The organism is Streptomyces sp. NPDC004435, assembly GCF_042873895.1.
Lineage (GTDB): Bacteria > Actinomycetota > Actinomycetes > Streptomycetales > Streptomycetaceae > Streptomyces.
Genome location: NZ_JBIAMB010000001.1, coordinates 421060 through 446237, shown reverse-complemented (window position 1 = coordinate 446237; position 25178 = coordinate 421060). Strand labels below are relative to the sequence as shown.

20 protein-coding genes, 3 tRNA genes and 1 pseudogene are annotated in these 25178 nt (G+C 71.3%); 2 read left to right on the top strand and 22 right to left on the bottom strand.

Translation table 11 applies throughout. From position 1 onward, the window contains the following. Nucleotides 1-44: 44 nt before the first annotated feature. The 11 genes and pseudogenes from ACFYT9_RS01895 to ACFYT9_RS01845 all read right to left on the bottom strand — a co-directional run bounded on the left by ACFYT9_RS01895 (nucleotide 45) and on the right by ACFYT9_RS01845 (nucleotide 14486). Complete coding sequence (locus ACFYT9_RS01895) at nucleotides 45-491, bottom strand: hypothetical protein (RefSeq protein WP_389160302.1); 447 nt, start codon at nucleotides 489-491, stop codon at nucleotides 45-47. Beyond that, on the bottom strand, nucleotides 488-2569 hold the full coding sequence (locus ACFYT9_RS01890; protein WP_389160300.1) for an integrase: 2082 nt from the start codon (nucleotides 2567-2569) through the stop codon (nucleotides 488-490). The genes ACFYT9_RS01895 and ACFYT9_RS01890 overlap by 4 nt, the downstream gene beginning before the upstream one ends. Further along, complete coding sequence (locus ACFYT9_RS01885; RefSeq protein WP_389160298.1) at nucleotides 2566-4491, bottom strand: hypothetical protein; 1926 nt, start codon at nucleotides 4489-4491, stop codon at nucleotides 2566-2568. The genes ACFYT9_RS01890 and ACFYT9_RS01885 overlap by 4 nt, the downstream gene beginning before the upstream one ends. After that, nucleotides 4491-5954, bottom strand: a complete 1464-nt coding sequence (locus ACFYT9_RS01880; RefSeq protein ID WP_389160296.1) for a hypothetical protein — start codon at nucleotides 5952-5954, stop codon at nucleotides 4491-4493. Before ACFYT9_RS01880 ends, ACFYT9_RS01885 begins: the two co-directional genes overlap by 1 nt. 108 nt (nucleotides 5955-6062) lie before the next feature. After that, nucleotides 6063-8003, bottom strand: a pseudogene (locus ACFYT9_RS01875) (ComEC/Rec2 family competence protein); the annotation flags it as partial. A gap of 14 nt (nucleotides 8004-8017) precedes the next feature. Next, nucleotides 8018-8821, bottom strand: coding sequence for a helix-hairpin-helix domain-containing protein (locus tag ACFYT9_RS01870; protein ID WP_389160293.1), 804 nt, complete (start codon nucleotides 8819-8821; stop codon nucleotides 8018-8020). Between the two features lie 354 nt (nucleotides 8822-9175). Next, a complete protein-coding gene (locus ACFYT9_RS01865) occupies nucleotides 9176-10021 on the bottom strand; it encodes a DegV family protein (protein WP_389160290.1) in 846 nt (281 codons plus the stop codon). Between the two features lie 236 nt (nucleotides 10022-10257). Then, nucleotides 10258-11001 carry a hypothetical protein gene (locus tag ACFYT9_RS01860; RefSeq protein WP_389160288.1) on the bottom strand — a complete coding sequence of 248 codons (744 nt, stop codon included), beginning with the start codon at nucleotides 10999-11001 and terminating at the stop codon, nucleotides 10258-10260. 133 nt (nucleotides 11002-11134) lie between these two features. Further along, nucleotides 11135-14002 (bottom strand): leucine--tRNA ligase, encoded by a 2868-nt coding sequence (leuS, locus tag ACFYT9_RS01855; RefSeq protein ID WP_376595643.1) that lies wholly within the window; start codon nucleotides 14000-14002, stop codon nucleotides 11135-11137. Nucleotides 14003-14269: 267 nt separating this feature from the next. Continuing rightward, nucleotides 14270-14342, bottom strand: a tRNA-Ala gene (locus ACFYT9_RS01850). A gap of 71 nt (nucleotides 14343-14413) precedes the next feature. Further along, nucleotides 14414-14486: transfer RNA gene (locus ACFYT9_RS01845), tRNA-Ala, on the bottom strand. Between the two features lie 132 nt (nucleotides 14487-14618). Between ACFYT9_RS01845 and ACFYT9_RS01840 the strand changes: the two genes are divergently transcribed. Next, nucleotides 14619-15911 (top strand): glycosyltransferase 87 family protein, encoded by a 1293-nt coding sequence (locus tag ACFYT9_RS01840; RefSeq protein ID WP_389160284.1) that lies wholly within the window; start codon nucleotides 14619-14621, stop codon nucleotides 15909-15911. Here ACFYT9_RS01840 and ACFYT9_RS01835 read toward each other — a convergent pair. The 8 genes from ACFYT9_RS01835 to ACFYT9_RS01800 all read right to left on the bottom strand — a co-directional run bounded on the left by ACFYT9_RS01835 (nucleotide 15890) and on the right by ACFYT9_RS01800 (nucleotide 20540). Then, on the bottom strand, nucleotides 15890-16123 hold the full coding sequence (locus ACFYT9_RS01835) for a hypothetical protein (RefSeq protein ID WP_158987222.1): 234 nt from the start codon (nucleotides 16121-16123) through the stop codon (nucleotides 15890-15892). The genes ACFYT9_RS01840 and ACFYT9_RS01835 overlap by 22 nt on opposite strands. Nucleotides 16124-16253: 130 nt before the next feature. Further along, nucleotides 16254-16326 (bottom strand) — tRNA-Ala (locus ACFYT9_RS01830). Nucleotides 16327-16426: 100 nt separating this feature from the next. Next, nucleotides 16427-17080, bottom strand: coding sequence for a histidine phosphatase family protein (locus ACFYT9_RS01825; protein ID WP_376595674.1), 654 nt, complete (start codon nucleotides 17078-17080; stop codon nucleotides 16427-16429). Beyond that, on the bottom strand, nucleotides 17077-17514 hold the full coding sequence (rsfS, locus tag ACFYT9_RS01820; RefSeq protein ID WP_360307388.1) for a ribosome silencing factor: 438 nt from the start codon (nucleotides 17512-17514) through the stop codon (nucleotides 17077-17079). Before rsfS ends, ACFYT9_RS01825 begins: the two co-directional genes overlap by 4 nt. 69 nt (nucleotides 17515-17583) lie before the next feature. Then, the gene (locus ACFYT9_RS01815; protein ID WP_389160281.1) at nucleotides 17584-19272 is read right to left on the bottom strand and encodes an LCP family protein; all 1689 of its coding nucleotides are present in this window, start codon (nucleotides 19270-19272) and stop codon (nucleotides 17584-17586) included. A 19-nt stretch (nucleotides 19273-19291) separates the two neighbouring features. Beyond that, entirely contained in the window at nucleotides 19292-19912 is a 621-nt protein-coding gene (nadD, locus tag ACFYT9_RS01810; RefSeq protein ID WP_376595640.1) for a nicotinate-nucleotide adenylyltransferase, read from the bottom strand. A gap of 64 nt (nucleotides 19913-19976) precedes the next feature. Then, entirely contained in the window at nucleotides 19977-20141 is a 165-nt protein-coding gene (locus ACFYT9_RS01805; RefSeq protein WP_389160279.1) for a hypothetical protein, read from the bottom strand. An 84-nt stretch (nucleotides 20142-20225) separates the two neighbouring features. Continuing rightward, complete coding sequence (locus ACFYT9_RS01800; RefSeq protein WP_389160627.1) at nucleotides 20226-20540, bottom strand: hypothetical protein; 315 nt, start codon at nucleotides 20538-20540, stop codon at nucleotides 20226-20228. Between the two features lie 132 nt (nucleotides 20541-20672). Between ACFYT9_RS01800 and ACFYT9_RS01795 the strand changes: the two genes are divergently transcribed. After that, on the top strand, nucleotides 20673-21779 hold the full coding sequence (locus ACFYT9_RS01795; protein WP_389160277.1) for a M48 family metallopeptidase: 1107 nt from the start codon (nucleotides 20673-20675) through the stop codon (nucleotides 21777-21779). Between the two features lie 67 nt (nucleotides 21780-21846). Here the strand turns inward: ACFYT9_RS01795 and ACFYT9_RS01790 are convergent, their stop codons facing one another. The 3 genes from ACFYT9_RS01790 to ACFYT9_RS01780 form a co-directional block, all read right to left on the bottom strand. After that, complete coding sequence (locus tag ACFYT9_RS01790) at nucleotides 21847-22929, bottom strand: hypothetical protein (RefSeq protein WP_387270599.1); 1083 nt, start codon at nucleotides 22927-22929, stop codon at nucleotides 21847-21849. 115 nt (nucleotides 22930-23044) lie between these two features. Then, nucleotides 23045-23683 (bottom strand): hypothetical protein, encoded by a 639-nt coding sequence (locus tag ACFYT9_RS01785; protein WP_376595636.1) that lies wholly within the window; start codon nucleotides 23681-23683, stop codon nucleotides 23045-23047. Between the two features lie 88 nt (nucleotides 23684-23771). Further along, entirely contained in the window at nucleotides 23772-25055 is a 1284-nt protein-coding gene (locus tag ACFYT9_RS01780; RefSeq protein ID WP_387270601.1) for a glutamate-5-semialdehyde dehydrogenase, read from the bottom strand. Nucleotides 25056-25178 lie beyond the last annotated feature (123 nt).

The window sequence follows — 25178 nt, the reverse complement described above, 5'->3', positions numbered from 1 at the left end:
ATGAGACATGCGGGATGAGGAACGATGGACGCTTGAGCAGGGCGCTAGCGTCGTTGGCGGGGGCCGCGAGGCCGGATGGGCGTGACGGAGGCTGAGACGTCGCGGTTCAACTCCTGTCGAAGGGCTTCGTTGTCGTGGTAGAGGGCGGCGATAGCGGTGGCTGCGGCCTTCAACTTGTTCTCCAGGAGCGTGCACTCCTGGGTCTTCTTGGTGAGGCGTCGCTTGAGTTCCGTGATGGCCGCGTCGCGTTGTGCTTCACCCGCCGTCTTCTTTCCATGGGTGGCGACGTAGGCGTCCCACTCGGCCAGGACGGCGTGCGCGCGGTTCATCGTCGCGCGGCTGACCTGGGCTTCTTTGTAGAGGTTCTCTTTCGTGAGGCGGCCGTCTGTGCGCTGGGGGCGTCCTTCGAAGAGACGGGTCATGGCTGCCCGCAATGCAGCGGCGGTTTTGGGGCTGACCTCGTCCCGGAGGGTGCCGGCGGTGTCGGTCACTGAGCTTCCTCCGCCATCGCGAGGACGTTGCGGGCGATGTCGAGTTCGCGCTCGGCGAGGTCTCGACGGACAGTCGGGATCACCGGGTTGTTGATGATCTCCAGTTGTTTGCGCTGGTGGGAGTCGTAGATCGGGAGGTGCTCGGGGCCGATCATGCTGTTGGCGCATCGGTCAGGCCGGCATCGCCAGTCGAGTGGGCCGATGTGGCCGTCGGGGATGATCGCGTTTTCGAGGCAGACGGCACCGACGGGGTTGGTGTGGTCGGCGGTGCAGTTGTTGAGCATGCCGAAGCGGATGTGGATTCGGGTGGTTCGCAGGAGTGTGTCGGCGGTGCGGGCGTCGCCGATTCGGGCTTTGACCGTCTCCGCGATCTGGTCGAATGCGTCCTTGACCCGCTCGGCGCCTGGGCCGAATCCGATCTCCTCGCCTGCAGTGTGCTGCTGATAGAGGTCTTTGATCTTGCGGAACTTGACGTTGTCGAGGGCGTCTTCGAGGTACTTGGCCCAGTTGTCGTCGGAGGCCGCGTAACTGCGGGTGGTGGCGTTGGCCAGGGCTCGGGCGGCCATGTGCTTGAGCTGGATGCCAGTGGCGATCTCGGAGCCGGGGAACTGGTCGGTGAGCATCGCCATGGTCTTGCGGAACATGTGAGGACGGATGTAGGTGGTGGGGATCTCGTCGAGGCCCGACCAGGACCGGCCCGCGTTCACGACCCGCACGAACGAGGCGAGCATGTCGACACTGTCTCCGGTGCCGTCGTCCTGCCGGGTGGAGTGAACGGAGGCGAAGACGCGTTCGGGGTGGAGGGACACCTCTTCTGCGACCGCGAGGGCCTCGACGATGGGGTCGGCGATCCACCAGTGCTTTCCGGGCCGACTGGAGGTTCCCTTGATCTTGGTGGAGGAGACCGCTGGAGCGTTGTAGTGCTCGACGACGGATCCTCGCAAGATCTCGTGGATCTCCGAGTCGCGCATCATGGAGAATCCGACCACCAGCACGAACGCCGCATCGCGCAACGCCGTCTTCAGGTTGACCAAGGTTCTGGGGTCGATGCCGGGGTGCCAGGGGCCCGTGCTGCCGTCTTCCCGGGTGACTTGTACCAGTTCTCCGGTCAGCCCATGCGTCGTCGCCCGCCCTGCGGCCACCACCTCCAGGACCAGATCTCGGCGCTTTCTGCGGATGCCGGCGAGCCTGTCGAAGGCCCTGATCTTCGTGTCGTCGTAGCCGAGCAGGAGCGTCAGCATCCGCCAGTTCACCTCGAAGTCGCCGTAGTGGGATGCCGGGCTGTGGAGAGGGATCTGGTTCCGGCCGTCGGCAAGCCACTTCTCGAGGCGTGCATCGAGGCCGTGCATGGATCGCCGTGCGGCTGCACGGAGCTCACGCAGCCGGCGGTCGGCCCGCAGAACATCTGGAGCGAACTGATGGATGTAGGCCCAGGCCGATCGGACCAGCGGAAACCACGTCTCCGGCGGGACAGCGGGAGTTGAGAGCTTCTGCTCGGTGCTGACCTGTGCAACTTGGCGTGCGCTCCTGCCCGGCCACGGATCCCCGTGCGGCCAGGGAAGACTTAACAGGGGCTCGGCCGCCGCCAGACTCTTCAGTGTCGCCACATGACTGCGGATGGTGTGAGCGGAGGACTCGCCGAGGGCCATGTCCTTGACGCGCTGCTGCAGGTCTTCGACAGCCCAGGCGTCCGGATACGGTGAGATGCCCGTCTCACGTGCCCATCGCGCCGTCGTCCGCAGGTGCGAGGCGATGTGGATCAGGCTCCGGGGGTCGGAGGGGCCATCCAGGGCGACACCGGCGCTGAGCACCGCCATGTGACGCTGGTTGGCCAGGAGCATCAGGAACTCACGGGCCAGCAGATTCCAGTAGGGATGCACCAGTTCCTGACTGAAGTGGACTTTCCAGTTGCCGGGTGTGAGGTTGGCCGGTCGTTTGAGGACGCCGTTGAAGTCCCAGGTGTCGGTGTCACCGAAGCGGGGGACGTTGGCTCCGTGCATCAACACGCGTCCCTGGATGACGGGTTCGTCGTCACGGAAGAGAGAGGGGCGTCGCTGATGGGGCAGGACGAGGCTCATGTGTCGAACTCCGTGTTCGCGTTCAGGGGCAGGTCCAGCACGGCTTCGCCGGCGTCGATGTGCTTGCGGGCCTGGATCTTTTCCTCGTCCGTGCGGTCGGCGATGACGGCGCGGAGGTTCACCCAGCTCTGCCCCCAGAGGCGGGTGAAGACCGGCGGTGCCAGGCGCGTGCGCAGTCGCTTCAAGTGATCTTCGAAGAGGAGTAGCTGGGGCAGGTTGGAGGGGAGAATCCAGGCGTTGCGGCATTCCAGACAGCGCAGTGGTGCCACCGCGCAGAGTTCGCCGGGCGGGCTGAAGGGCGACTCGTAGGGGTTTCTGCAATGTGAGACGCCCATGTCGAGCTGGCCCGTCATGATGGCCTCGGCCTCGTCAGGGGACAGCCCTGCTTCCTGCAGTTGGTCTCGGCCGGGGTCCTCGTCGTCGCTGGGGGCGACGACGGTGGGGCCGTCGACGCGGGCGAGGGCCTGGTCGAGCCAGTGCTGCTGGGCGGTGGTGATGGTGCGGCCGGACATGATCCGCAACGTGGTGCCCTGGGCGTAGTGGCTGGCGAAGGTCTCCTCGGTGTGGTCGTCGGCAGCGTCGCTGATGCGGCCTTCGCTGACGATGGCCTTCTCGACCTTGACGGACTTGCGCAGGCGGCCGATGTTGCGGTCGCCTGCGATCTCGACTCCCATGGCATCCAGCCAGTGGCCGAAGGAGGCGCCGCTGACCTGGGGGTTCCAGCGGCCGAAGACCGCGGTGAACGAGCCCCGGACGGATGCGCTGACGAACAGCGTGTCTGTGACGTGCGGGGCCTTGGCGCGGACCCGCTCAGTGACCTCCAGCAGTTGGCGGACCACCTCGCTGGCCTCACGTCGCGGCCAGTTCACGATGAGGTCCCCGTCCTCGGGTGCGTCGGAGGCGGGTCGGTCGCGGAAAGCCCGGTGCCGCAGCAGCCCGGCACGGTTCTTGCGCAGGGTGAGCCGGACGCCCTTGGGCAGGAACTCCACCTCGGACTCGCCGAACGAGGTGACCTCCTCGGAAGCGTGTCCGGTGGCGTCCATCAGCAGAATCCTGAAGGCGTGCAGGTCGCGGGCGGCGGGGTAGAGCTGGAGAAACAGTTTGCAGCAGAGCGAGAACCGCGCGTTGTTCGGAACGAGGATTCCGTCTCCGGCAGCAAAGGCCAGCAACTCGGCCGGCCACTGGCCCGGGAGCGGGAGGTTGCGGCGAATGTCGTCCGGAGTGATCTCGTCGCGGGACAGCCCCCAGAGCAGGTCGGCGATGCTGGTCCAGCTGCCCTCGGAGGGACGCCGTCCCTGCTCGGCCAGGGCCCACCCGTCGCGTAGCCGCGTGCGCGTGGCGTGGACGCTCTGCCAGGCCGCCCTGACCAGGGCTCGCTTCTCCTTGCGTGTGAACTCGTCCCGCTCCGTCGTCTCGCCCCAGCCGATGAGCGCGGCTCCTCGAGCCAGCCGGGCCAGCTCCGGTGCAACGTGACGTTCGCGGTGGTCGTCCCGGCGCACGATCAGAGTACGAAGCGCACCGGAGATCAGGCGCGGCCGGGTCGAGCCCTCGGCGTACTCCTTGGGCAGGGACAACTCCCATCCGACCAGGGACGTGAACAGATCTGAGTCAGCGAGCGACGTCTTCGCCGCCGCCTCGCCGTGGTGCGTATCCACGTACTCGCAGAAGCGGTTGACCGCCTGGGCATAGACCTTGGCCTGGAACGTCATGCCGGTCGCCGCCACGTACTCGATCCACTCGTCCGCCAACTGTGCTGCCAGCAGGGAGCAGTTGTATTCCGCCGGGTCGACGGCCAGCGGATAGCCGGGCGCGTCGGTGACGCGAAGCCCGACACCACCCGCCGGGACCGGGTTCGCCAGAGCTGCCCTCAGTCGCTGACTCTCCTGCTTGGTGCGGCCTGACCTGCGTGACTTCGGCGGCATCAGCGGCCGCCCTTCTCGCCGGACAGGGCGTGTGAGGCGATCTCGGCGTAGGTCGCCTCGTCGTCCCCGACCCAGCTGGCGAACGCGGCCTCGAACTCGTCGATCAGGTCATCGGTGTACTGAAGGTACTGATAGGTGGTCTCCGGGCTGGCGTGCCCGAGTCTGCGGCTGACGATCAGCAGCGGGTTGTGCCGGATATGCCCGCTCAGGTAAGAGCGGTGCCGACGGCGGCGGGCCTGCAGATCGGGCTCCTCGCCGTCCATCAAGTTCTCCAGGTAGGTGAGCAGCTGCAGGGCGTAGGTGTGCCTCAGGTCGTGCCACCTCCATCGCCGTCTCGGCAGAAGCGGCGTCGCCTCGTCGGCGAGCGCGATCATCCGGTCCCATGCCTGGTGGCGGTAGCTCTTCCAGGCGTCTGCCCCGGGCATCAGTCCGCCGCGGCAGACGAACAGGGTCATCGCCTCCAGGCCGAACTCGCCCTCGTGCACCGTGATCCGCCGTATCTTGGGCGGCATCGCCGAGATCTCGAACTCGCGCACGACCCCGTCAAGGACGCCCCTCAGCCGGCCGCCGGCGATGTCGACCTCGCCCACCACGAACAGGTCGCGGGCCTTGCGCTCCAGGCCCCGGGCCGCTCTGCGGACGATGTCCGGGCGCTCCAGCAGGCAGAACAGCTCCGCGGAGGCAACGGTGTCCTCCGGGAAGTAGAGGGTCCGCGCTTTGCCGTACTTCGCACAGGCCTGAACAGTGAACTCTGCGGCCCCGCCCGGCATCCCGGGCCAGAGCCCGATCTCGGGAAGCAGCACCGTCGCCCACTCCCGCCACCGGGATCCCGATCCCAGGGCCATGTCGGATCCGGCCCGATTACGCAGCGGGGCCCAGCCGCGAAATTGCAGGTCAACCTCAGCGCCAGGTAACTGCCCGCCCAGCCCGACGTCCCGGAAGTACCGGTACTGCTCGTGGGTCAGGTGCCGGATGTCCATGCCCGACCGGAGTCGCGGTGCCAGCGCGTTGCGGCCCCGGGCCACCACTCTGACCGGCCGCTGGGCAAGGAATCCGCGGTCGACCAGGAAGCCGTATAAGTCGTCCAGGACAAACGATTCCTTGCTCCACGCGTCCCAGCCGATCGGCTTCCTCTGCCACCGGGTCCGCTCGTCACGATAGGCCACAAGATCCGATTCCGTCGCCGACAGAACGCCGCTCTGCAGACCGACCAGATGGCTGTCCGCCCGTCCGATCACCCGCCCGTAGTCCTTCAGCGTGGACTCGTCCAGCAAGGCAGTGGCCAGGTACCGGCCATAGTCACACAAGGGCGGCAGCGGCATCATCGTCTCCTCGTCGAGGTAGACCGGCGTACCGTCAAGCACCCCCCGCCTCTTCAGCAGCGCAGCCACCTCAGCAGCGGAGATCACCTCGGTGTCCAAGTGCTTCTCCAGTAACTCGGACTGTACGAAGGCAAGCTCCACATCCACCCCTTCCCAGAGCCTTCTACTGCCTCGGCTCATCTGTCTCGTACGTAACTCAGCGAGACTGAACCACACACTTCATGAGACAGATCTGAACAGCTGAAAGAAGAAGTGGGTCAGTACCAGCAACGGCACCTGTCTCACCCCGAGTTCGCGCAGACAGCGGTCCACCGCCGCCGGCTCCGGCCCTGCGTCCACGACCACCCCCGTGCCCCTGCCCGCCGCGAGCACCACGGCGTCGCCCTGACCCACCTGGCACATGGCGACCACCCAGCCCGGCGGCGGCCATCCGGTCACCCACCGCATCAGTGGCACCGGCCGCACCACCACGAGGACCAGCAGCAAGGTCACCCCGACCACCAGCCAGGTCCGGTGCCGCAGCCGTCGCACCCCCGCCACCACCAGGCACGTGAGCAGCGCCAGCGCCGCCCCGCCCCACCAGCCGCCGGGCCACGCCAGCTCCGCACCCGGCAGCTCCGCACCGGCCCGAGCCACCCCGGCGATCCAGCCGGCCGGCCACCCCGCCACCCAGGCCGCCCCACTCGCGCCGGCGGCCCACACCGGCGCCACGGCGAGCGCCACGAACCCGAACACCGTCGCGGGCGCCACCGCCAGCTCCGCGAAGAGGTTCGCCGGGATCGCCACCAGACTCGTCCGGCCCGCGAAGACCACCACGACCGGCGCGGTCACCGCCTGCGCCGCCAGCGCGGCGGCCAGCGCCTCCGCGACCCGCCCCGGCACCCCGCGCCGCCGCAGCCCGTCGCTCCACCCCGGCGCGACCACCAGCAGAGCCCCGGTGGCCAGCACGGACAGCAGGAACCCGTAACTCCGTGCCAGCCACGGGTCGTACAGCACCAGGAGCAGCACCACCCCGGCCAGCGCCGGGATCAACGACCGTCTGCGGCCGGTGGCGATCGCCAGCAGCACCACCAGCCCGCAGGCCGCCGCCCGCAGCACGCTCGGCTCCGGTCGGCACACCACGACGAACGCCAGCGTGAGTCCCGCCCCCGCCACCGCGGTCCCCCGCAGTGAGAGCCCGATCCGCGGAGCGAGCCCGCCCCGCTCCACCTGCCGAGCCCGCCCCGGCGGCCCCACGAGCAGGAGCAACACGATCGACAGGTTGCTTCCCGACACGGCCAGCAAGTGCGTGAGGTCGGTGGCTTCGAAGGCCTCCCGCAGTTCGGTGCCGATCCGGGAGGTGTCCCCGACGACCAGGCCGGGGAGCAGCGCCCGCGCGTCCGGGGCGAGCCCGTCGGTCGCCGCCCGGAGCCCGGCCCTGAGTTCCCCAGCCGTCCGCTGGAGCGCGCTCGGCGGCCCCACGATCCGCGGCGGACCCACCCTGGCCTTGAGCACGGCCGCGTACGGATCCCCCGGTTCCCCGGGCGGCGCGAAGCGGGCGCCGACCCTGAGCCGGGTGGACGGAAGCAGCCGCAGCCACGCGTCCCGCTGCTCCCCCGGCGGCACGATCAGCAGCACCGGTGCCCGCGTCCGCACGGCCGAACCGCCCGCCTCGTCCACCCGCACCACCTCCGCGTCCATCACCACCGACGCCGGCACCGAAGCCCGCCCGCTCACCCGGGGCCGGGTCAGCCTCGGGTCCGAGGTCACCGTGACCTCCGCCCAGGCCCTGCCGTACTCCTGTGCCAGCGCCGGCACCGGGCCCCGCCGCAGGTCCGCCGCGTGCAGCCCCGCCGAAGCCGCCCCCGCCGCGGCGCACAGCAGCACCCCGGCCCAGGCGGTGGTCCTCAACCGCCACCCGGGCGACCCCGCGCGGCCCCGGCCGTGACCGTCGCCCGAAGCGCCGCCCGTCCCACCGCCCGAAGCGGCGGGGTCCCAGCCCCCGGTCAGCCGCCGTGCCACAGCCGGCGTCAGCAGCGCGACCGCCCCGGCCAGGCAGAGCCCGACGCCCGCGACCGTCCACCAGCCGGCCACGCCCAGGGCCGCGGCGGCGGCCGCCCAGGCGGCCAGCGCGGGCGGAACGAGCCGCAGGTCGACCTCCTCCGACGGCCCCCGCTCCGGAGGTTCCTCCGCGCGGAGCCCGTCCGCCACCGGCTCGGCCCTGGTCACGGCCGCACCAACGGCTGGAGGTCCGCGTAGCGCCGCTCTCCGATCCCGTCGACCTCGCGCAGCTCCTCGACCGCGCGGAACCCCCCGCGTTCCGTACGGTGGTCGACGATCCGCCGGGCGAGCACCGGCCCCACTCCCGGCAGTCCGTCGAACTGCTCGGCCGTCGCCGTGTTGAGGCTCAACGGCACACCGCTCGCGCCCGCCCCGGGCCCCGGCCCTCCACCGCCCGAGCCCCCCGAGCTCCCGGAGCCCACGGTGCCCGGGACCCCGACGAGCACCTGTTCTCCGTCGAAGAGGACCCGGGCCCGGTTGATCCCCGTGAGATCCGCGCCCGCCCGCACCCCTCCGGCGGCGCGCAGCGCGTCCGCGACGCGCGACCCGGCCGGCAGCGTCAGCACCCCCGGCCTGCGGACCTTCCCTCCCACATCCACGACGACCTCGGCCGAGGGGGACGGAGTCCCCGACGCCGCCGTCGCTCCGGGTCCCGGCACCGCCGGAGGCGAGACCGCCACCGGCGCGGCCCGCACCACCTCCGGGGCGCGCACCGGCTCCGGCCGGCCCGCCCAGAAGAAACCGCCGGCGGCGCAGGCGGCCACCACCAGAACCACGCCGAGCGCCGCCAGCGACCTCGGTTCGAGCCCGCACCGCGTCTGCACCCACAGCGGCAACCGCTCCCGCACCGCGGCCCGCCACCGCCGCTCGCCCACGACGACGGGCACCCGCTCCTCGACCACCGCCACCGGATCCGGCTCGGTGGCGGGCGCGGCAGGCGGGAACAGCGCGTCCCCCCGCTCCCGCACGACACCCGCCTCGCCCCCGGCCGGCCCCGGCGGCGCGAGGACCCGCCGGACCCGTACCCGCCGCCGGGCCCGTCCCGGTGGGGCACCCCGGCGAGGCCCCGCGGATCCGGGCCCGGTCCGTGAGGAAGACGCGGACGACGAAGAACGCGCACGCGCAGAAGCCGAAGAAACCGATGAAAAAGCAGAGGAGGCAGAGGAGGAGGAAGAGACCGAGGAAGCCGAAGAAACCGTACGAAGATCCATGTCAGCGACGGTAGGGACCGCGGCGCCCCCGTGCCGTCGCCCTCCGACTTCCGTGGAGAACGACGCCTCTGTGGACAACTCCCTCACCCACAAGGGTGAGAGCCGCCTGGCTCAGCGCGGCGAGACGACCACGGCGAGCAGCCCCGGCCCGGTGTGCGCGCCGATGACCGCGCCGACCTCGCTGACATGCAGGTCGGCGATCCCCGGCACCCGCTCCCTGAGGCGTTCGGCGAGCGCGTCGGCCCGCTCGGGCGCGGAGAGGTGGTGGACGGCGATGTCGACGGGACCGGAGCCGGCCTGTTCCACCGCCAGCTCCTCCAGCCGCGCGATCGCCTTCGAGGCGGTGCGTACCTTCTCCCGCAGCTCGATGCGTCCGCCGTCGAGTTCGAGGAGCGGCTTCACCGCGAGCGCGGAGCCGAGCAGGGCCTGTGCCGTCCCGATCCGTCCGCCCCGGCGCAGGTAGTCGAGCGTGTCGACGTAGAAGTAGGCGGAGGTGCCCCCGGCGCGCTTCTCGGCCGCCGCGACGGCCTCGTCGAGCGAGCCCCCTGCCTCCACGACCTCCGCCGCCGCGAGGGCGCAGAATCCGAGGGCCATGCCGATCATGCGGGTGTCCACGACCCGTACGGGGATGGGGGCGTCCTTCGCCGCGAGCACGGCGGCGTCGTAGGTTCCGGAGACCTCTGCGGAGAGGTGGAGGGAGACGATCCCGCGCGCACCGGCCTCCGCGGCCTCGCGGTAGGTGGCCGCGAAGACCTCGGGGCTGGGCCGTGAGGTGGTGACGGACCGCCGCTTCTGCAGTGCCTCGGCGAGCGATCTGGCAGAGATCTCGGTGCCCTCCAGGAGGGCACGGTCGCCGATGACGACGGTCAGCGGGACCGCGGTGATGGCGTGCCGCTCCATCGTCCGGGGTGGCAGATAGGCCGTGGAATCGGTGACGATCGCGACATGCCGGGACATGAGCGGGAGGTTACCCGCCACGACCGCCGCTCGGCAGCCCGGCCCCGGTCAGACCCGGTCCGACGATCCCACAGAAGCCCCGGTGGACGCACGCCCCGGCTCCCCCGACCTCGGCGGGCAGACCCGGGGACAGCCGGTCGCCAGGATCGTGCGAGGCGTACGGACAGCCTGCTGCCAGGCCCGCACACGACTGGCGGACAGCCGATCGCCAGGGCCGGCGGGCAGACTCCCGGCCTTCAGCCGGCGGACTCCGGGCGGGCCGTCTTCTCCCACGGGTACGCCGTCGTACGGGGGTCGGGCGCGGTGATCGCCTGCGGTCCCTCATCGGCCTGGGGCTGCCCCTCGGGCCACGTCTGCGCCTGGCTCTGCGGTCCCGGGGCCGTCTCGTACCAGGCCGCCTGCGCGGGCTCCGGCGCGGTCGTCTCCCGGTCGGTGGTGGTCCAGTGGCGCAGCGCGCCCGCCTCCACGTCGATCTGGGCGCTCAGCGTGTCCAGGTCGTCCTCGGCGAAGCGCCGGGCCCGGTCGCGGGCGGCTTGCCTCAGCGCGTCGGCCGAGCCCGTGATCCGCTCGGTCCGCTCGGTCAGCGCGGGCAGCTGTCCGGCCACGTACGCCTTGTCCGGCTCCCGCTCCAGGCGCTTGAGGTCCTCGTCCAGCTCGCGGCCGTGCGCGCTGAGCCGGGCGAAGAGGTCGAGCGACTCCCGCAGCGAGGCGTCCTCGACGGCCCCCGCCTGGAGCGCGTCCTGGGTGGCGCGCATCGAGGTGCGCAGCGAGAGCCGCAGTCTGGCGAGCTCGGCGGCGACGCCGGCCTGCCCGAAGCTCTTGGCCCGCAGGGTCGTGTCCTCGACCGTGCGCCGGGCCTGGTCGAGGGTGCGGTCGACTCCGCGCTTGGTGGCCTTGACCACCTTCACGGTGGCGTAGACCCCGAGCGCCACGAAGGAAAGGAAGAGAAGCGCCAGGATCGTGACAATCGCGGCTTCCATGTGCGTCGCTCCTCAGGCTCCGGCGGCGTCCCACGGCTGTGGTCCTTCCACCGTAAACGGAAAGGGCAGGCCGGAGGTTCCATCGGAACCCCCAACCTGCCCGTAGGGGAAACCCCTCATCCCGGCGCGGCACTCAGGCCACGATGTTCACCAGCTTCGGGGCGCGCACGATCACCTTGCGGATCTCGGCGCCGCCGAGGGCCGTGACGACGTGCGGGTCGGCCAGTGCCAGCGCCTCCAGGTCGGCGTCGGAGATCGACGGGGAGACCTCCAGGCGGGCCTTGACCTTGCCCTTGATCTGGACGACGCAGGTCACGGTCTCGTCCACCACGTACGCCGGGTCGGCGACCGGGAAGTCCTGGTGGACGACCGAGTCGGTGTGGCCGAGGCGGTGCCACAGCTCCTCCGCGATGTGCGGGGCGAGCGGGGCGACCAGCAGGACCAGCTGCTCGGCGACCGGGCGGGAGAGCGGGCCACCGACCTTGGTGAGGTGGTTGTTCAGCTCGGTGATCTTGGCGATGGCGGTGTTGAAGCGCATCGCGGCCATGTCCTGGGAGACGCCGTCGATCGCCTTGTGCAGGGCGCGCAGGGTGTCGTCGTCGGGCGTGGTGTCGGCGACGGTGACCTCGCCGGTCGCCTCGTCGACGATGTTCCGCCACAGTCGCTGGAGCAGGCGGTACTGACCGACCACGGCGCGGGTGTCCCACGGACGGGAGACGTCCAGCGGGCCCATCGCCATCTCGTACAGGCGCAGGGTGTCGGCACCGTACTCGCCGCAGATCTCGTCCGGCGTGACGGCGTTCTTCAGGGACTTGCCCATCTTGCCGAGGACGCGGCTGACCTTCTCGCCCTCGTACCAGTAGGCGCCGTCGCGCTCCTCCACCTCGGCGGCCGGCACGGCGATGCCGCGGGCGTCGCGGTAGACGAAGGCCTGGATCATGCCCTGGTTGTAGAGCTTGTGGAAGGGCTCGGCCGAGGACACGTGGCCCAGGTCGAAGAGGACCTTCGACCAGAAGCGGGCGTACAGCAGGTGCAGCACCGCGTGCTCGGCGCCGCCGACGTACAGGTCGACACCGCCGGTGGGCATGCCCTCGCGCGGGCCCATCCAGTACTGCTCGATGGCCGGGTCGACAAGCTTCTCGCTGTTGTGCGGGTCCAGGTAGCGCAGCTCGTACCAGCAGGAACCGGCCCAGTTGGGCATGGTGTTGGTCTCGCGGCGGTACTTCTTCGGCCCGTCGCCCAGGTCGAGGGTGACGTCGACCCACTCCTCGTTGCGGGAGAGCGGGGTCTCGGGCTGGGTGTCGGCGTCGTCCGGGTCGAAGGTCCGCGGCGAGTAGTCCTCGACCTCGGGCAGCTCCAGCGGGAGCATCGACTCGGGCAGCGCGTGGGCGACGCCGTCCTCGTCGTAGACGATCGGGAAGGGCTCGCCCCAGTACCGCTGGCGGCTGAACAGCCAGTCGCGGAGGCGGAAGTTGACGGTGCCCTCGCCGATGCCGCGGGCGGCCAGCCAGTCGGTGATCCTCGCCTTGGCCTCGACGACACCCAGGCCGTCCAGGGAGATCTCGGCGTTGGCGGAGCCGACCAGCTTCGCCTCGTACGAGGAGAAGGCGTCGTCCCAGGTGGACGGGTCGGTGCCGCGGTCGTCGCTCGGCTCGACGACGCAGCGCATCGGCAGCTCGAAGGCGCGGGCGAAGGCGAAGTCGCGGGCGTCGTGGGCGGGGACGGCCATGATGGCGCCGGTGCCGTAACCCATGAGGACGTAGTCGGCGATGAAGACGGGGACCCGCTCGCCGCTGACCGGGTTGGTCGCGTACGCGCCGGTGAAGACGCCGGTCTTCTCCTTGGCGTCGGCCTGCCGCTCGACGTCGGACTTGGACGCGGCCTGCTTGCGGTAGGCGTCGACGGCCTCGGCGGGGGTGGCGTGCCCGCCGGTCCACACCGCGTGGGTGCCCTCGGGCCACTCGGCCGGCACGATCTTCTCGACCAGGTCGTGCTCGGGAGCCAGGACCATGTAGGTGGCGCCGAACAGGGTGTCCTGGCGGGTGGTGAAGACGGTGATGGCGCCGGTGTCGCCGACCTGGAAGTCGACGCGGGCGCCCTCGGAGCGGCCGATCCAGTTGCGCTGCTGCAGCTTGATGGCCTCGGGCCAGTCCAGGCCGTCGAGGTCGTCCAGCAGGCGGTCCGCGTAGGCGGTGATGCGCATGTTCCACTGGCGCAGCTTGGCCTTGAAGACGGGGAAGTTGCCGCGCTCGGAGCGGCCGTCGGCGGTGACCTCCTCGTTGGCGAGGACGGTGCCCAGGCCGGGGCACCAGTTGACCGGCGCGTCGGAGGCGTACGCCAGGCGGTACTCGCCCAGGACGTCGGCGCGCTCGGCGGCGGACAGCTCGCCCCACGCGCGCGTGGCGCCCGGAATCTCACGGGTGCCGTTCTCGAACTGCTCGATCAGCTCGGCGATCGGGCGGGCCTGGGCGGCCTCGGTGTCGTACCAGGAGTTGTAGATCTGCAGGAAGATCCACTGGGTCCACTTGTAGTAGTCCGGGTCGATCGTGGCGAAGGACCGGCGCTTGTCGTGGCCCAGGCCCAGCCGGCGCAGCTGGGCCTTCATGTTCTCCATGTTGGCCTCGGTGGACACGCGCGGGTGCGTGCCGGTCTGCACGGCGTACTGCTCGGCGGGCAGGCCGAAGGCGTCGAAGCCGAGGGTGTGGAGCACGTTGTGGCCGCTCATGCGCGCGTGGCGGGCGAAGACGTCCGTGGCGATGTAGCCGAGCGGGTGGCCGACGTGGAGGCCCGCACCCGAGGGGTACGGGAACATGTCCATGATGAACTTCTTGGGCCGGGCGGCGAGCTCGGGGTCGCCCGCCAGGTCACCGGAGGGGTTCGGCGCCTCGTAGGTGCCCTCGGCGTCCCATACGTCCTGCCAGCGTGCCTCGATGTCGGCGGCCATGGCCGCCGTGTAGCGATGCGGGGCCGCCGTCTCGGCGGCCGTGTTGATCTCGGTCATGGTCCTAGAAGCTCCATCGATCGTCTCTGCCCACTGCCACGAACTGCCACGAAATGAAAAATCCCCTCGCACAGGAGGGGACGCCGCGCCGACTCCGACGGGATCTTTTCCGCCCGTCGGGACTGATCAGCGCGGCTCGATAAGCAGGAGGCGTACGGCACGCATGGCGCCAGGGTACCGCAGCGCCCACACGGGCCGCATCGATGTCCAGGGGGTGGCGGGAACGACGAAGCGGGCCATCCGGTGTGGATGACCCGCTTCTTTCTGTGGAGCTAAGGAGAATTGAACTCCTGACCTCCTGCATGCCATGCAGGCGCTCTACCAACTGAGCTATAGCCCCTCATATGCGGTGTTCAGCGTACCGCAGAAGCGCGGAGAGCCATCCGGTATGGATGGCCCGTCTGCCTTCTGTGGAGCTAAGGAGAATTGAACTCCTGACCTCCTGCATGCCATGCAGGCGCTCTACCAACTGAGCTATAGCCCCTCAAGATCGTCCCCGCCCGGTTCCCTCTCGGGCCTTCCTCGCGGCGACGGACAGAACAGTAACCGGCCGCCGGGCAGAACTCCAAATCCGTTTCTCGGGTGCTGTCGGAGGCTCCGGGTAGGGTCGCCCCCTGTGTCCCCCTCCGCGCCTTCCCCGTCCCGCGCCCGGCCGTGGCCCCTGGTCGCCGCCGCGGCGACCTGCCTGATCTCCTTCGCCGCCTTCTGGGTGGCGCAGCGCGTCGCCCACGTGAACATGCTCGACGTGATGGTCTACCGGGCCGAGGCGGAGACGCTGCGGGCCGGCGGCGATCTGTACGCGATGCGCGCCACCTCGGCGAACCTGGCGATGACCTATCCGCCTTTCGCCGCCGTGCTGTTCCTGCCGCTGACCCTGGTGGACGTCCCGCTGATGCGGACGCTCTCGACGGCGGGGAACCTCCTGCTCGTCCTGGCCCTGGTGCGGCTCTCGCTCCAGCTGGTCCGCCCGGCGCTCGCCGCGCCGGCGCGCCGGGCCGACCTGTGGCGTACGGCACTGTGGGTGGCGGCGGTGGTCGTCTGGTGCGAGCCGGTGTGGACGACTCTGCGGTACGGGCAGATCAACCTGCTGGTCGCGGTGGCCGTGCTGTGGGACCTCACGCGCCGCGAGGGCAGCCGGTGGGCCGGCATCGGCATCGGCCTGGCGACCGCGGTGAAACTCACACCCGGCCTCTTCGTGGTGCTGCTCCTCGCCGCGGGCCTGCTGCTGTGGCGGCGCGACCGGGGGATGAACCAGTGGCTGCGCACCGCGCTGACCGCGACCGGTGCCTTCCTGGTCACGACGCTGGCCATGGTGGTGGCGCTGCCGGCGGACTCGAAGACCTTCTGGACCCGGACGCTGTTCGAGACGGGCCGGGTGGGCCACAAGGAGGAGACGGCGAACCAGTCGCTCAGCGGGGTGCTCGCACGGCTGATGCACACGGACGCGCCCGGCCTGTGGTGGCTGGCGGCGGCGGTGCTGCTGGGCGGCGCGGCGATGGCGCTCGCGGTCCGGGCCGCGGTGCGCGGCGACAAGGCGGTGGCCGTGATCGTCACCGCGTTCACGGCGCTGATGGTCTCCCCGATCTCCTGGTCCCACCACTGGGTCTGGTGCGTGCCGCTGCTGATCCTGCTGCACGACCGCGCCACGCGCGCGTGGTTCACGACGGGCGCCGTCGGTCTGGCCTTCGCCTCGTTCGCGCTGTGGTGGGTGCCGCACGACCCGGGCCGTCCCGAACTCGACCAGAACGCGGGTCAGATGCTGATGTCGGCGGTCTACCCGCTCACGGCCACGGCGGTCTTCGCCGGCTACGCGCTGATGCAGTGGCGGGCGACGCGCCGGCCGCACATCCCGGGCCCCCGCCGGGAGGCCGTCGCGGTCCGGGAGCCTCAGGCCGTGGCGAAGGAGTAGAAGCGCTTGAGGGTGCAGTGCTCGTCGAGGAGCCGGCCGTAGATCGGCTCCCCCTCGAGCTCGCGGTAGGTCTCGATCGGGTCGCCCTTTATGATCAGCGCCCGCGCGCACTCCTCGCACCAGTACTGGTAGTCGGTGTTGACGGGGTCCATGTCCCGCACGATGGGCGTGCCGCTGCCGCACCAGTCGCACTTCCGCCTGTGCGCACCCAAAGGCCACCCTCCCGTCCGGACCTGGTTCCCCCTCCGGCCGTCCGATTCTGCCATGGCCGGGCGGTCGCCCAGAAGTGACAAAACAACAGATCCCGCCCCCCCTTTGCAGGGGGACGGGATCCGGTGACTGTGGAGCTAAGGAGAATTGAACTCCTGACCTCCTGCATGCCATGCAGGCGCTCTACCAACTGAGCTATAGCCCCTCGTGTTCTTCGCGCTCGGCGCTGCGAACAAGAAGAACTTTAGCCGGTGACCTGCCGGAAAGTGAAATCCGGGCTCAGGGGCACGGACGCCCGGGGTGTGTCAGGTGTCGTCGCCGAGGACCGGCTCGGGCAGCGAGCCGGCGTTGTGCTCCATCAGGCGCCAGCCGCGCGCGCCCTGGCCGAGGACGGACCAGGAGCAGTTCGAGAGGCCGCCGAGGCCCTCCCAGTGGTGCGGCTCCAGGCCGAGGAGGCGGCCGATGGCGGTCCGGATGGTGCCGCCGTGGCTGACCACGACCAGGGTGCCGTCCTGCGGGAGCTTGTCGGCGTGCTCCAGGATCACCGGGGCGGCCCGGTCGGCCACCTCGGTCTCCAGCTCGCCGCCGCCCCTGCGCACGGGCTCGCCGCGCTTCCAGGCGGCGTACTGCTCGCCGAAGCGCGCGACGATCTCGTCGTGCGTGAGCCCCTGCCACTCCCCCGCGTACGTCTCGCGCAGCGCGGCGTCGTGGGCGACAGCGAGTCCGGTGAGCGCGGCCAGCTCGGCGGCCGTGGCCGCCGTTCGCTTCAGGTCGGAGGCGACGATCGCGTCGGGGCGGAGGGCGGCGAGCAGCCGGGCGGCCCGGCGGGCCTGGTGGACACCGGCTTCCGTGAGCTCGATGTCGGTCGAGCCCTGGAAGCGGCGCTCCAGGTTCCAGGACGTCTGGCCGTGACGCCACAGGACGATACGGCGGCCGGTGCCGCCCTTGGCGGCGCTCAGCTCAGCTCACCGTCCGCCCTGTCGGCACCGGTCAGCTCGGCGTGCTCGGCGGCCTTGCCGCGGGTCTTGACGGCGTCCTCGGGCAGCGGGAGCTCGGGGCAGTCCTTCCACAGCCGCTCGAGGGCGTAGAAGACGCGCTCCTCGCTGTGCTGCACGTGGACGACGATGTCGACGTAGTCCAGGAGGATCCAGCGGGCGTCGCGGTCGCCCTCGCGGCGCACCGGCTTGGCGCCGAGCTCCTTCTGGAGCCGCTCCTCGATCTCGTCGACGATCGACTTGACCTGGCGGTCGTTGGGCGCGGAGGCGAGCAGGAAGGCGTCGGTGATCGACAGCACGTCGCTGACGTCGTACGCGATGATGTCGTGAGCGAGCCGGTCGGCCGCCGCCTGGGCGGCGGCGTTGACGAGCTCGATGGAGCGATCCGTGGCGGTCACAAGCAGGCTTTCGTCGGCGGTCAGGTACCCCTCCAGGGTCTCACGGACCGCCGACGACCCCGTAAACGATTACGAGGCGCCCGGAATCTCGTAGTCCCGGCCGAGGACGACGGTGACCGCGGCGGTGCCGGCGGGCTTGCCCTTGGTGACCGAGTCCTCGGGCAGACCGAGGGTCTTGGCGACCTCGACGGCCGTGGCCTTCTGCGCGTCGTCGGCGTAGACGACCTCGGACTTCGCCCGGCTTTCGGCCTTGGTGCCGCCGACGAAGGCGTAGCCGCCGTTGATCAGGACGATCTTGGCCGCCTCGACGGCCTCCTCGCCCGTTCCGTCCTTGATCGAGACCCGCGGCACTCCGCCGGCGTCGAGGGCCGTGACCTTGCCGCCCAGGATGTCCTTGACCACGCTGTCGCCGGCGTCCTCGGCGAGCGAGCCGTCCTCACCGACCGGGAGCAGCGCCGTCTTGAAGGCGCCGGTCTTGGCGTGCTCGGCGAGCTTGGCGAGGGAGGCGGCGAGGTCCTTCTCGGGGAGGGAGGGGTCGGCGATCTGCTGGAGGTACTCGATGGCGGACGCGGCGTTCGCCGCGTCGCTGGGCATCTTGCGGAGCATGCCGTTGACGACCTGGCCGAAGCGCTGGAGCTGCTTGGCCTCGGCCTCGCCGGCGGCCCGGTGGGTGGCGTAGGCGACGGCGGCGCGGCCGTTGAGGGTCTGCTGCTCGCCCTGGGCGACGAGCGGGTCGGCGCCCTTCTTGCCCTTGGGGTCGGGGACGGCCGTGTCGGTGTCGACCTCGATGCCGCCGAGGTACTCGACGAGGTTCTCCAGGTACGGCGTGTCCAGGCGCCAGGTGCCGGCGATCTTGGCGCCGAGGAGGGTGTCGAGGGATTCGCGGGTACCGCTGGAGCCGTCCTCCTCGACGGACTTGCCGAGGGTGGTGGCGGCGCCTTCGCTGTCGGCGACGGCGAGCGCGTTGGGCAGCAGGACGGTGCTGCCCTGCTTGGTGGTGGAGTTGTCCACGAGGAGGGCCGTGGAGGTGCCGCCGCCCTTGAGGTCGTGGAGGTGGAGCACGATGGTGGCGCGCTGCTGCGGGCCGGTGGCGGCGTTCTGCCCCTGCTTCCCGGTGTCGCCGGTGCCGGGGAGCATGCCGGCCGACCACAGGTAGCCCACGCCGCCGACGACGGCGAGGACGAGGACGACCACGAGGGCGATCACCCGGTTGCGGCCACGCCGGCGGGCCTCCTCGCGCCGCTCCGACCGGCTCTCGGTGAACTTGAGCCAGTCGATGACGTCCTCGGAGTCCTCGTCGGGCTCCTCGATGAAGGAGAACTGCTCGGTGCGGTACTCCTTGTCCTCGTCGGCGTCGGGTACGGGCCGCCGGGGCGTCATGGGGGCGGCGGGCGGCGGCTCGGGGGCGGGCCGCTGGCCGGGGACGCCCGCGGGGGCGGCCGCGACGGGCGCCGCGGGCTCGGCGGCCTGCCACTGCTGCCCGGCGCCGCCGTAGGTCTCGTACGGGTCGTAGGAGGGCTGGACGTAGCCCCCCTGGGGCCCGCCGCCCTGGTAGGCGTCGTACGAGGGCTGCTGCGGGGCCTGGGGCTGGGCGTAGGGGTCGTAGCCGTACGCCTGCTGCTGTCCGGCGTAGGGGTCGTACGCGGCCTGCTGCGGGGCCTGGGCCTGCTGCTGGTACACCGGCTGCCCGTACGCGTCGTAGCCGATGATCTGCGGCTGCGGATGGTACGGGTCGTACGGGTTCTGCTGATCGTTCACCGGTGCCCCTCCCCGGGACTCACTCGCCGCGGTACAGCTGGCGCTTGTCGATGTAGCGGACCACGCCGTCCGGGACGAGATACCAGACGGGGTCGCCCTCCGCGACCCGTGCGCGGCAGTCGGTGGACGAGATGGCGAGGGCGGGGATCTCGACGAGGGAGACTCCGCCCTCGGGCAGTCCGTCGTCGGTGAGGTCGTGGCCCGGCCGGGTGACGCCGATGAAGTGGGCGAGGGCGAAGAGCTCCTCCGCGTCTCGCCAGGTGAGGATCTGCGAGAGCGCGTCGGCCCCGGTGATGAAGAAGAGGTCGGCGTCGTCGTTGAGGGAGCTCAGGTCCCTCAGGGTGTCGATGGTGTACGTGGCGCCGCCGCGGTCGATGTCGATGCGGCTGACCGAGAACTGCGGGTTGGAGGCCGTGGCGATGACCGTCATCAGGTAGCGGTCCTCGGCGGGCGAGACGGCCTTGTGGCTCTTCTGCCACGGTTCGCCGGTCGGTACGAACACCACCTCGTCCAGGTGGAACAGGGCGGCGACCTCGCTGGCCGCCACCAGGTGTCCGTGGTGGATCGGGTCGAAGGTCCCGCCCATCACGCCGAGGCGGCGCTTGCCGCGGCCGCCAGTAGGCACTTCCTGCTCTCCCATGCGTGCAGAGCCTACTGGCACGGCGGCGGGCGCCGGATCAGCGGTCTCCCGGTCGGCGTCCGGCTCAGCGGTCGCGGTTGAAGCGGGTGGTGATCCAGAGCAGGAGCATCAGCGCGACGAAGGCGCCGCCGCCCGTGACGTACGGGTTGAGGCTGTCGTGGTTGCCACCGTGCTCGGCGCCCTCGGAAGCAAGCGTGACGAGGTTGGCGGCGGTGCTGTGGAGGCTCATCTTCGGCAGACCTATCCGATCGGGGGTGGGAGCGGAGACTTCGCGCACATCGTATGCGGGCGGTCCCGGCTCTCTCACGCCGACTCAGGCGTTGGCGTCCTCGGCGTCTCCCGACGCCCCTCGCGCGGCGGCGTCGGAGGGCGGTGCGGCCGTCGCGCCGGAGGTCCCGCCCGCGGCCTCGCCGACGGTCTCGTCGGTGCCGGTCCTGCCGGTGGTGGTCTCGCCGGGGGTCCCGTCCGTGCTCCCGTCGCCGCCGTAGCCGCGGAGCAGGAACCAGGCGAGGAGGGCGCCGCCGACCATGGAGATCAGCAGGACGATGCGGAGGGTGTCGCCCGGGCCCTGCTGCGCCGCCGCGGCGGTTCCGGTGAGGGCGGCGGTCGCCGCGGCGATGTCCGGCATGAGGTCGTACTCCCTCGTTGTCCACAGGGTCCGAGTTGTCCACAGGCCCCCGGCACACGGTAGCGCCCTCGCCTAGGGTGGGTCGTGTCAGGGGGACGAGTACCGACTCGTAAGGATGGACAGGGGGCGTTCATGACCGACAACCACGGCGAGGACCAGCGGGGCGGCGTGCCGAGCAGGCAGCGCAAGCGGTTCCCCGGTATCTCCTCCCGGGCCTACGAGCACCCGGCGGACCGCTCGGCGCTGGTGGCGCTGCGGAAGCTGAGCGGGTTCGACACGGTGTTCAAGGCGCTCAGCGGACTGCTGCCCGAGCGCAGTCTGCGACTGCTCTACCTCTCCGACTCCGTCCGGGTGAGCGACGTGCAGTTCTCCCACCTCAACGACATGCTGCGGGACGCCTGTCACATCCTCGACCTGGACAAGGTCCCGCCGATGTACGTCACGCAGAACCCGGTGCCGAACGCGATGTGCGTCGGCCTGGACGAGCCCGTGATCGTGCTGACCACGGGGCTCGTCGAACTCCTCGACGAGGAGGAGATGCGGGCGGTGGTCGGCCACGAGGTCGGTCACGCCCTGTCGGGGCACGCGGTCTACCGGACGGTGCTGCTCTTCCTCACGAACGTGGCGCTGAAGGTGGCCTGGATCCCGCTGGGGAGCATGGCGGTGACGGCGATCGTGACCGCGCTGCGCGAGTGGTTCCGCAAGTCGGAGCTGTCGGCCGACCGGGCCGGCCTGCTGGTGGGGCAGGACCTCCAGGCATCGATGCGGGGTCTGATGAAGCTCGCCGGCGGCAACCACCTGCACGAGATGAACGTGGACGCGTTCCTCGCCCAGGCGGACGAGTACGAGAAGGCCGGTGACCTGCGGGATTCGGTCCTGAAGATCCTCAATGTGCTGCCTCGCTCGCACCCGTTCACCACCGTGCGGGCGGCCGAGCTGAAGAAGTGGTCGGAGAGCCGGGACTACCAGCGGCTGATGGACGGCCACTACCCGAAGCGCTCGGAGGACAAGGACACCTCGGTCACGGACTCCTTCCGGGAGTCGGCCGGGCACTACGCGCAGACGGTGAAGGACAGCAAGGATCCGCTGGTCAAGCTCGTCGGCGACATAGCCGGAGGGGCCGGTGACCTCGCGGGTGACCTGGGCGGACGGCTGCGGAACGTGTTCGGCGGCGGCGCTCCGAAGGACCGGGGCGAGGACACCGGCAAGGGCGGCTCCGGTCAGGACTCCGCGGAGTAGCGGAGCAGCGGAGCAGACGGCGGTCTCCGAGCGTCAGGGGCTTCGGCTCCGGACCGCGGCCCGGGCGTCAGGGCCTGGGCTGCGCGGCGGGGGCGAGCGCTCCGCAGAGCGCGGGGGCCGCGGGGCGGCCGGTGGCGTAAGGGTCGGTGAGGGCCGGTCCGCTCTTCGCCGGGACCTCGGCGCCGGCCAGGAGCGGGCTGAGGCCGCCCCCGGTGTCGGTGCCGCATGCCTGCGGCCCTGCCTCGACGGTGCTGGTCAGCAGCTCGGCCCGGTGCATGCGCAGGTCCTCGCGGTCGAAGCGGAGGTGCAAGGTGCGGTGGACCGTGAAGAGGGAGGCCGCGGTGGCGTCGCCCGGGGCCCGGTCGGCGGGGCGCAGCGCGTAGGTGAAGGTGTGGTCGGCGGTGACGTCCAGGGTGTCCGGGGTGCTCTCGGCGAAGCGGAGGGTGCCCTGGACGCGGGGCGCGGCCTCGGCGAGGCGGACCTCGGCGGGGTCGAAGCGGATCACCCAGGCGGCGACGGCGTGCCGGCCGTCGTCGGCGGGTGATGCGACGCTGCGGTCGAACTGGGCGAGCTGGTCGGGATCGAGCAGCAGGCGGGCGGGCCGGACGGTCCGGCTCGCGAGGACGTCGGGGTTCAGGGAGGAGGCGACGAGGTATTCCCTGGCGATGCTGAGGGCGGTGACGACCTGACCCTCGGAGAAGTGGGTGGTACGGGCGGCGACGGGGAAGTTGATGCCGGCGGCGCCGGCGCGGTACTCGGCGGCCGGACTGCGGGCGAGAAGCCGGGCGGGGTCGCCGCCGGGCACGGGGCCCTGTGGGGCGAGCGGGACGACGGTGGTGCGGAGCGGCTCGGCGCGCTGGTCGGCCGGCGGCTGGTAGGGGTTGCGGAGGCCGAGGTAGACGGCCATGCCGAAGGCGAGGACGATCAGCAGGACCAGCATGAGGGCCTGGCCCGAGCCACGGCGGCGGCCGTTGCCGCCGGGGCGGCTGCGGACGGCGAGCGCGTGCTCACCCATCCGTTCCTGGGCGGAGAACTCCTGGAGGCGGGCAGCGCGGACGAACGCCTCGTCGAAGACGACGGCTCGGTACTCGTCCTCACCGCCGGGGAGTCCCTCGGGATTCCCCTCAGGCGGGTCGCCACGCCCTGCCATACCTTCAGGGTAGGTCGGCGAGGGCTTCGGTAAACGCCCAGGTACACGACAAGTTCGGAAGAATTCCGCCGTCGGGGTGATGGCGCCGGCGGGCGGGACGGCCGTCCGGGTGGTGTCAGGGTGTGCGGGGGGCGGCGGGGGCCGACGGGGGCGTGCGGCCGTCGGTCGCCGGGGTGGTGGCCCGCGGGGCGGCGGCGGTGGCCGGGGTGCCGGTGAGCGCCGGCACCGGGGGCGCGGCGGCCGGCGAGGCGGCGGGCGGGGCCGGTTGGGGCTGGTCGACGCCGGTGGAGGCCGGGGGGAGCTGGTCCTGCCGGTTGGCGGCGGCGCCCCGGTAGACGGCGGTGAACGCGAGGGCGACCATGCCGATGCCCATCAGCAGGGCGAGGAGCCAGGCGATCGGGCGGTGCCAGCGGGCGGTGCCCCGGTAGGGGCGCAGGGCTCCGCCGTGGCGGCCGTAGGGGCTGGCGTCGTCGCCGATGTCGTCGGGCTCGTAGGTGAGGCCGACGGGGTCGCGGCCTTCGTCGTAGAGGTCGTCGTCCCCCGCGGCGCGGAGGGCCCGGGCGCGGGCGGACTCGGCTTCGGCGCGGGCCTGGGCCGCGGCGAGGAGGCGTTCGACGGCGGAGGGTTCGTGGACCGCGGCGGCCCGGACGAACTCCTCGTCGAAGACCACGTCCCAGCGGCCCTCGTCGGCGCCTCCGCGCTCGTCGTCGGGCTCCCAGCCGTTCGGGGACCTGCCCCCCACGTCGTCCGGCACGGATTCAGAGTAGACCGGCTCCGTGGATTTGGGCAGGGAGAGTGCGAAGTCTCCCTGCCCGTACCGAAAGGAGGTGTGCGGGATGGTGTTACCGGATGTGACCGTCGCCGGTGACGATGTACTTGGTGGAGGTGAGCTCCGGAAGGCCCATGGGGCCGCGGGCGTGGAGCTTCTGGGTGGAGATCCCGATCTCCGCGCCGAAGCCGAACTGTCCGCCGTCCGTGAAGCGGGTGGAGGCGTTCACGGCGACCGTGGTGGAGTCGACCAGCTGGGTGAAGCGGCGGGCGGCGGCCTGCGAGGTGGTGACGATGGCCTCGGTGTGGCCGGAGGTCCACATGCGGATGTGCTCGACGGCCTTGTCGAGGGAGTCGACCACGGCGGCGGCGATGTCGTGGGAGAGGTACTCGGTCTCCCAGTCCTCGGTGGTGGCCGGAACGACGGTGGCCTTGGTGCCCTCGGCGTGGGCGAGGACCCGCTCGTCGGCGTGGACGGTGACGCCGGCCGCGGCCAGCGCGTCGAGGGCGCGGGGCAGGAAGGCGTCGGCGATGTCCTGGTGGACGAGGAGGGTCTCGGCGGCGTTGCAGACGCTGACCCGATGGGCCTTGGAGTTGATCAGGATGTCGACGGCCATGTCGAGGTCGGCGGTGGCGTCGACGTAGACGTGGCAGTTGCCGGTGCCGGTCTCGATGACCGGGACGGTGGACTCCTCGACGACCGTGCGGATGAGAGAGGCTCCGCCGCGCGGGATGAGGACGTCGACGAGGCCGCGGGCGCGCATCAGCTCGCGGACGGAGTCGCGGGACTCGCCGGGGACGAGCTGGATGGCGTCGGCGGGCAGGCCCGCGCCGCCGACGGCGTCGCGGAGGACCGTGACGAGGGCGGTGTTGGAGGCGTAGGCGGAGGAGGAGCCGCGGAGCAGGACGGCGTTGCCGGCCTTGAGGCAGAGGGCGGCGGCGTCCACGGTGACGTTGGGCCGGGCCTCGTAGATGATGCCGACGACGCCGAGGGGGACGCGGACCTGGCGGAGGTCGAGGCCGTTGGGGAGGGTCGAGCCGCGGACGACCTCGCCGACCGGGTCGGGCAGGGCGGCGACGTGGCGGACGTCGGCGGCGATGGCGCGGACCCGCTCCGGGGTCAGCGTGAGCCGGTCGATGATCGACTCGCTGGTGCCGGCCTCGCGGGCCTTGGCGATGTCCTCGGCGTTGGCCTCGACGATCTCCGCGGTGCGGACTTCGAGGGCGTCCGCGATCGCGAGAAGGGCTTCGTCCTTGGTCGAACGCGGCAGTGGCGCGATCTGTGCGGCGGCGCCACGGGCCCGGTAGGCGGCCCGGGTGACCGGGGTGAGGTTGTCGAGGGGCGTGAGCGAGGTCATGCCCGCAGGGTACTGGCACGGGCGGGTCCCGCCCGCACGTACGGCGGGCGCATCCCGCAGTGCGAGACGCGCCCGTGCGGCCGTACGGACGGCTAGGAGGGCGGCCGGACCGTCGGGTCCCCG

Coding starts and splice junctions, on each gene's coding strand:
- ACFYT9_RS01890 (WP_389160300.1), bottom strand. CDS start 2,569: ATGAGCCTCGTCCTGCCCCATCAGCGACGCCCCTCTCTCTTCCGTGAC.
- ACFYT9_RS01885 (WP_389160298.1), bottom strand. CDS start 4,491: ATGCCGCCGAAGTCACGCAGGTCAGGCCGCACCAAGCAGGAGAGTCAG.
- ACFYT9_RS01865 (WP_389160290.1), bottom strand. CDS start 10,021: ATGTCCCGGCATGTCGCGATCGTCACCGATTCCACGGCCTATCTGCCA.
- ACFYT9_RS01860 (WP_389160288.1), bottom strand. CDS start 11,001: ATGGAAGCCGCGATTGTCACGATCCTGGCGCTTCTCTTCCTTTCCTTC.
- leuS (WP_376595643.1), bottom strand. CDS start 14,002: ATGACCGAGATCAACACGGCCGCCGAGACGGCGGCCCCGCATCGCTAC.
- nadD (WP_376595640.1), bottom strand. CDS start 19,912: ATGGGAGAGCAGGAAGTGCCTACTGGCGGCCGCGGCAAGCGCCGCCTC.
- ACFYT9_RS01805 (WP_389160279.1), bottom strand. CDS start 20,141: ATGAGCCTCCACAGCACCGCCGCCAACCTCGTCACGCTTGCTTCCGAG.
- ACFYT9_RS01800 (WP_389160627.1), bottom strand. CDS start 20,540: ATGCCGGACATCGCCGCGGCGACCGCCGCCCTCACCGGAACCGCCGCG.
- ACFYT9_RS01795 (WP_389160277.1), top strand. CDS start 20,673: ATGACCGACAACCACGGCGAGGACCAGCGGGGCGGCGTGCCGAGCAGG.
- ACFYT9_RS01790 (WP_387270599.1), bottom strand. CDS start 22,929: ATGGCAGGGCGTGGCGACCCGCCTGAGGGGAATCCCGAGGGACTCCCC.
- ACFYT9_RS01780 (WP_387270601.1), bottom strand. CDS start 25,055: ATGACCTCGCTCACGCCCCTCGACAACCTCACCCCGGTCACCCGGGCC.